This is a genomic window from Pedobacter agri PB92, assembly GCF_000258495.1.
GTDB lineage: Bacteria > Bacteroidota > Bacteroidia > Sphingobacteriales > Sphingobacteriaceae > Pedobacter > Pedobacter agri.
In genome coordinates this window covers 1-6,522 of record NZ_AJLG01000224.1, presented here as the reverse complement: position 1 = coordinate 6,522, position 6,522 = coordinate 1, and the positions used below count along the sequence as shown (strand labels likewise).

The 6,522-nt window shown below is 43.1% G+C and carries 5 protein-coding genes; 4 read left to right on the top strand and 1 reads right to left on the bottom strand.

Annotation, left to right across the window (positions count from 1 at the left end):
- Positions 1-1,154 precede the first annotated feature (1,154 nt).
- The 4 genes from ON09_RS21480 to mnmE all read left to right on the top strand — a co-directional run bounded on the left by ON09_RS21480 (position 1,155) and on the right by mnmE (position 4,952).
- Positions 1,155-1,637, top strand: a complete 483-nt coding sequence (locus ON09_RS21480; RefSeq protein WP_010603132.1) for a hypothetical protein — start codon at positions 1,155-1,157, stop codon at positions 1,635-1,637.
- Positions 1,582-1,923 (top strand): hypothetical protein, encoded by a 342-nt coding sequence (locus ON09_RS21475; RefSeq protein WP_010603131.1) that lies wholly within the window; start codon positions 1,582-1,584, stop codon positions 1,921-1,923. The genes ON09_RS21480 and ON09_RS21475 overlap by 56 nt, the downstream gene beginning before the upstream one ends.
- 108 nt (positions 1,924-2,031) lie before the next feature.
- Positions 2,032-3,339, top strand: coding sequence for a hypothetical protein (locus ON09_RS21470; RefSeq protein ID WP_010603130.1), 1,308 nt, complete (start codon positions 2,032-2,034; stop codon positions 3,337-3,339).
- Positions 3,340-3,593: 254 nt separating this feature from the next.
- A complete protein-coding gene (gene mnmE, locus ON09_RS21465; RefSeq protein ID WP_010603129.1) occupies positions 3,594-4,952 on the top strand; it encodes a tRNA uridine-5-carboxymethylaminomethyl(34) synthesis GTPase MnmE in 1,359 nt (452 codons plus the stop codon).
- Between the two features lie 1,199 nt (positions 4,953-6,151).
- On the opposite strand, the gene ON09_RS21450 is transcribed toward mnmE, so the two are convergent.
- On the bottom strand, positions 6,152-6,352 hold the full coding sequence (locus ON09_RS21450; RefSeq protein WP_010603127.1) for a hypothetical protein: 201 nt from the start codon (positions 6,350-6,352) through the stop codon (positions 6,152-6,154).
- Between the last annotated feature and the right edge of the window lie 170 nt (positions 6,353-6,522).

Below are 6,522 nucleotides of genomic sequence, written 5' to 3'. Positions count from 1 at the left end.
AGATCTGATGTCGGCTATCCTCGTCGAAACATCTATCGCGGCAGCGCAAGCACCCGATGAAAAATCGGGCAGGACGCGCTTCCTTGTATAATGGTATTTTAACGTCGGTGCGAATGTTTTAACGGGCTATCCTTCCATCAGTTCCTATGCCATGTGGCAGGGTGGTGATAGCGATGCGCATCAATTTTATTCTGGCAATAGTCGGGCATAACGCGATGCCTTGGGCAGTTGACTACGAAAGTTTCTGCAAAAGCTTTAACTGTTTCCCCTTCCATCATCTCCTAGGGCGGGAAGCAGGGTGCCTTTTTAGGGTCGACATTGCGAGGCCTGGGTATGAGCGAAGCAAAGCAAACCTCTCCGGTTTGTCATCCTGAGCTTGTCGAAGGACATCTAACTCGTCATTCAAACTGATTTTTCTTACGCCTCATCGGCGGCGGCCTCCTTCTTTGTTCTTGATAACAAAGAAGCAAACAATCAAGGCTCGGATCTGATCTTGAATAAACCTACCAACGCTTTTTTACTGCAGTGCAAGGCTCAATGAAAAATTGAGCGTGCGCACTGCAGCTTTTTCGTCTAATAAAGATTCCCCTTAAAAAGCTTTTGGTGGTTTCTTCTACGATCATCTCCTAGGCCGGATAGCGTGGTGCCTATAGCGATGCGCCGTAAGTTCCTCCTCTCGTCGTCATTGCGAGGCCTGGGTATGAGCGAGGCAAAGCAATCTGTTCCGGGTTGTCATCCTGAGCTTGTCGAAGGACCTATAATCATGACCCAGTTGATTTTTCTTTCGCCTCATCTGAGGCGGCCTCCTTCTTTGTTCTTGATGCGGGGTGTCACAGCGATTTTGCGGTGAATCTTTTTTTAAAATCTTTTTCCTTGCAGGGGGAAGATACCGATAGGGGGAAGGTTATGATGCAATCGCCGTTCAGACCTGTTGTTTTGAGATTGCTTCGTGCCTCGCAATGACGATGATCCGAATAGCGTTGTCATTATTTCCGGCGTGTACGTATCTTACTGCAACAGTCATCCTTTGCCCGGGATTTACGCTATTTTATGTTGAGTAAGATACAACCTACTATGGGTAATTAACAACTGCCTATGGTTCGGTACGCTTTAACCTATGGCTAATTTAAGGTCTCATTTTATAAGCTAAAGCTATGACTCCTAAATCAACTCACCTAACAGGAAAACGAAAGTCGTTAAAGCCTTTAATTGAAGCAATGGTACAAGCGTTTGCTCCGCTGTACATTTACCAGATCGCTAAAAAGATTCATCAGGAGAAAATAAAGAGTGTTTTCTGCGACGGTAAGGGGGAACGGCAGTGCACTTATTATCTCTTTATGATTGTGGGAGATAGCGCAGTAAGGGAAAATCTTGTGCAGGAATTTGCAGATCAAACTTGCCTTGACCCCAGAGTGGTGATACGCGTATGCCCAAAGGAGGTGTTGCTGCAAAACGTTCATCATCGCAATGCTTATTTGGCCCGTGTAATTAATGAAGGGAAATTACGCTATGCTGCGCCAGGTATGGAAAGGCTTAATGACCTTCAACTGCCTAATCTGAAAAAGCGGCTGGGCAGGGTGATTGTACATTGGCGAAAACGTAAAGAAATGGCAGATAGTTTTTTTACTTGCGGCTGATCAGGCCATTGAAGCAGGGCAGGAGCATGTGGGCCTGTTTTTATTGCATCATGTTACGGAGCAGGCTTGCCTGGGGCTGATTTATTCGTTTATGGATGATCAGCCGGATTGCCGCGACCTTGAACGCTTACTGCAGATCTGTGCCTGCTTTTCGAACAGGCCATATCGGCATTTTTTAGGTTGTGCTCAAACGGAGGAGTTATTGAAGATCATGGTGAAAGGCTATCATCAGGCGCATCAAGATGAGCGTTTCTCTTTAGGCAATCATTCCATCACCGTTTTTTAGAATTGGTGGAAAGTTTTCTAAAGCTCGCCAATACCTTGTGCCAGGATCGGTTTGCGGTCTTGCAGTCAGAAGTTGATCAGGTTAAAGTATTGAAGGAGGGAACAGTACATGGATAAGTTACTCACCATCGCCGGAAAACCAATGGATCGGTTTTATAAGTTACCATTCGAAAAGGGCGGGCGGGTGTTAAGGCAGCAGGTGTTGGAAGCGCATACGGACCATAGAGTGGCAGAGAATCAATATTATCTGTATGACAAAGACATCATTAGTTTTAAGCGTGGTTTGGTTACAATGGAGGTATCGCAGATTGATGAAAAGTGGACCATTTACAAACCGGCAAGAATTTACTTTAAAGTGGAGTACGATCATTTATTGATCAGCTGTACCCTCGATACGGATTGCACTTATCTAAGCTGGAATGTATACTTAGCCCTAAGCGTAATGATGCGGAAGGGGGCGGTTGATTTTAATCCCTACTATTGGCCAGCCTGCTATGATCAAACAACGGGAAGGCTGAAGTTTATCAAAATTTTTAACGACCGCCAGGGTTTCAATATTGAGCTAAGAAAAGGCTTTACCGGATTATTCCGGCCTGATGACCCGTTTCCATTGCTCGATGGGCGCCAAACGATGAAGCGAGACACGCGACAAGCGACGACTCATACCCTAACTTCGACAGGCAGAGGAGTGGGCTATTGCCTGGCGCATACGAGTTTGCAACATTATGGATCACATCATTATCCGTTTTTGATTCCATATGTTTTTAAGTCGAACGCAGATCGAAGAACAGTGAAGTCTTTTGAACGATTCGTTTCGATCGAGGCAGACCTTGATGGAATAACGCTGAGCCCGGAACAGAAAACATTAAATGAACGCAGTTTTGAGATGAGAAGCATTGCGCCACTGCATACCTGGACTGACCGCTATACGCCTGAGAAGGAGAAGGAAGCAGAGGAGAAAAATGCAGCGCACAGGAAAGCGCTTCATATGCACTGGAATAAGGTATTGCCGTTATTGGCTGCGCAAAGCTTTACGCATTATTGGTTTACCTTTAGCATGCGGCATATCAAAGATAGGCCAGCGAAACGATCCATGGAGCGGATGACGTTTTCGATTGAGATGCCCAGATTAAGTTTTCTTTTAAGTGATAAGGGTGATTATTTTGAACTTTTCCTTCGCTTTAAAATTGCTGGTAAGCTCATGCTATTTCACAACGACAGACAGGCTTTGCCATTGGTTCGTAGTCAGGCGCAACCCGAGTTGTGGTATTTATTGGAGGCAGAGATGGATGCGGAGGTGGTTGCATTTTTTTGTGAATTTAGATGTAAAATTCAGGTCCCCAAGGATTATTACGAGGAACATTTTGAAAGGTATGTCAGGCAATTGGAAACTTATTATGAGTTGGAAAGGCGATAAGCATTTCAACCACGGGGTATAAAATTATTGCTATCAGTATTTTCGTGAGCAGAACTAACCGTTTTTTAGGCCTTTGGATTGGAGCGATAGCCGCATTGAAGGTTGCAGGTAGACCTATTCCATAATTCACGCCAGTTGCTGCGGTGTTCAGCAGGGTTGGATCCCTGATCGGCAGACCTAATTGTTCAAAAAATTACCTTGTGTTCACGATATCACACTGAAATAGCCTTATTTTAGCGGTTCGAAAAAAGAACATGAATAATCAAGATACCATTATTGCATTATCAACACCATCAGGATCTGGTGCCATTGGCGTGATTCGTTTGTCGGGCCCGGATGCGATTTCACTAACCAATGCTGTTTTTGCCGGAAAGGATTTGACGCAACAAGCCTCTCATACCTTACATTTTGGCCTGATCAAAGATGGAGATCACATTGTTGATGAAGTGGTGGCCGGATTATTTGTTGCGCCAAAATCGTATACCAAAGAAAATGTGGTGGAAATTTCCTGCCACGGATCCAACTATATCATTCAGCAGATTATCAATCTGTTGATCAGCAAAGGAGCCAGGGCTGCCAAGCCAGGAGAATTTACACTGCGGGCATTTTTAAATGGTGCTTTCGACTTAAGTCAGGCTGAAGCGGTTGCCGATCTTATTGCGTCTAATTCCAAAGCATCTCATGATGTGGCCATGCAGCAGATGCGTGGTGGTTTTGCCAATGAGCTGAAGACTTTACGGGAACAGCTGATCCATTTCGCTTCGATGATCGAACTTGAACTTGATTTTGCGGAGGAAGATGTGGAGTTTGCCAATCGTGAACAACTGACCAACCTGGTAAATAAGATCAACCATGTGCTGCGTCGCCTGATTTCGTCTTTTGAAATGGGTAACGTGATTAAAAATGGTGTGCCGATTGTGATTGCCGGCAAACCAAATGTAGGTAAATCGACCTTACTGAATGCCTTATTAAACGAAGAAAGGGCAATTGTTTCTGACATTGCCGGCACCACCCGCGATACCATTGAGGATGAACTGACCATCGGTGGCATTGTTTTTCGGTTTATCGATACGGCAGGTATCCGCGATACCGCAGACATTATTGAAGCGCTGGGTGTAGAACGTACCCTGGAAAAGATGAAGCAGGCCAAACTGATCATCTACATGGCCGATGCAGCACAGAGTATTGCAGAAATCGAAGAGCAGGTGAGGGGATTGGCTCAACTGGAGATTCCTTACCTGATTTTGGTGAACAAGGCGGATTTGATTTCTGTAGCGCAACGGGAAGCTTTTAAAGATTTAAACGTGGTATTTATTTCTGCCAAAGAAAAACAAGGCATCGATGCCCTTAAAGATACTTTGTTGGAACAGGTTAATCTGCACCACATCAATACCAGCGAAACTTTGGTCACCAATATTCGCCATGTGGAAGCGCTGAAACAAACCGAGAATGCTTTACAGCGGGTGCTGGATAATGTTGATAACCCGGTGACTTCGGATTTTCTGGCGATGGATATCAAACAGGCACTTCATTACCTGGGCGAAATAACCGGAACGGTAACGACTGATGATTTGCTGGAGAATATATTTACGAAGTTTTGTATTGGTAAATAGATAGTAAAATACTGACAACAAAAAACAACTAATGACCAATATAAGGATGGCTCTAGCAATTCGGAGCCATAACATTTACTTTAATTAGTGAAAATAATTCGAAGCATTAAACGCTACCGTTGCTACTTAAGGAGTTGGGGGATAATATTTCCAATCTCTGATGATTTTCCAGAAACCCTTCCAGGATACCATGTTGAATAGAAACTCGATTAGCCATTCCATAGACCTAAGATATAAAATAAAGCTAGATTCTAAATAAATAATCTTCCGTCTTCGGCTATAACCTGACGGTTCGCCAAAAACTTGATACCGATAAATGAAACCAGGCCAATTGTTACGCCTACAAATATAGCTGCTTTGAATGGTGACATGGTATTACAACAAAAATGTCGGGGGTTTGTTTGGAGTCATTCTATGACTTCATAGCGCATCAGCTTATAAAGACTTTCGCATTTTGCAGATCCATTGCACTGCTCTTTTAGCTGTGTTTTTGTAATTGTCCTTTTCACAAATGGAGCATATAAGCCGATCAAACAAGTAAAAACTGCGACCAAGGAGATGGAAATAAATAAATAGAAAGCTGGATAGTTTGAAATTTTTAGTTTCATCCGGCAAATTTAAAAAAGTTAATAAGACTGCCAACCTTTATCAGGTTTGATCCAACAACAATCTAATAGACATAAACATTTTCCGCATCCAGCTCCTTACGAAATATCTCGTGTGGTTGAGGGGTAGAAAAAACAAATTATTTCAGACTATAATAATAGACTTTCGTAACGCAGCAGAAGTTATCGATAGATTGGGTAGAGTGATTTGCACATTGATCAGGAGATCCATCAATATGTTAATCGCTTTTAGGCAAGCTTCTGTTGTGTTAAACAATGTGATAAATGAGGGTAACCAAAACGCTGATCATGCCGCCAAAAATGTTTGACCTTAATTAAGGCTTTTGCCGGCCATTATCAAGTCTATATGATCATCGTTTGAAAATCACGTGTTCATGAATGTCATTAGCAATCGGCATGATTGCATTCTGAATACGGAGTGCTGAAGAACGTGTTGAAGGCTGAGGATTCGGGCCAATGATGATGAGTGGAGTTAGGGTGCAGGATACCTGTTGGAACAGGTGGATTCCAGATCCAGTATTGTTGTTTGAGTTATTTCCAGCCTGATGGATTTGATCAGGCTGGAAATATGACTTATTTTTTCTCTGTTCCTGCATCTGCAGGGGCATTGGTGGTTTTATCATGCGTGGTATCTGCACTCAATGAATCCTTTTGGGTGGTGCTGTCGGTATATTGGTTCATTTCATCAGCGTTTTCCTGATCGGCCTGTTTGCCGTTACAGGCAGAAAATGCTAAGCCGATGGCCATCATGAATATTAATAATTTCGTTTTCATATCGATTGGTTTTGGTATACTATTAAAAGCGTAATAAAGTATTAAAGTTTTAACTAATCGATTAAATGATGTATTTAGGGAAAGCTAGACGGTTCTTCGATGAGCTATCATCGACTGTTTTGTTTGTTCTTTGTGACCCTATTTCTTCATCGAGGGAAGCCATTTTGTTG

Bases quoted from the DNA above. Each gene is read 5' to 3' on its own strand.
- ON09_RS21480 (WP_010603132.1), top strand. From the start codon at position 1,155: ATGACTCCTAAATCAACTCACCTAACAGGAAAACGAAAGTCGTTAAAG.
- ON09_RS21470 (WP_010603130.1), top strand. From the start codon at position 2,032: ATGGATAAGTTACTCACCATCGCCGGAAAACCAATGGATCGGTTTTAT.
- mnmE (WP_010603129.1), top strand. From the start codon at position 3,594: ATGAATAATCAAGATACCATTATTGCATTATCAACACCATCAGGATCT.
- ON09_RS21450 (WP_010603127.1), bottom strand. From the start codon at position 6,352: ATGAAAACGAAATTATTAATATTCATGATGGCCATCGGCTTAGCATTT.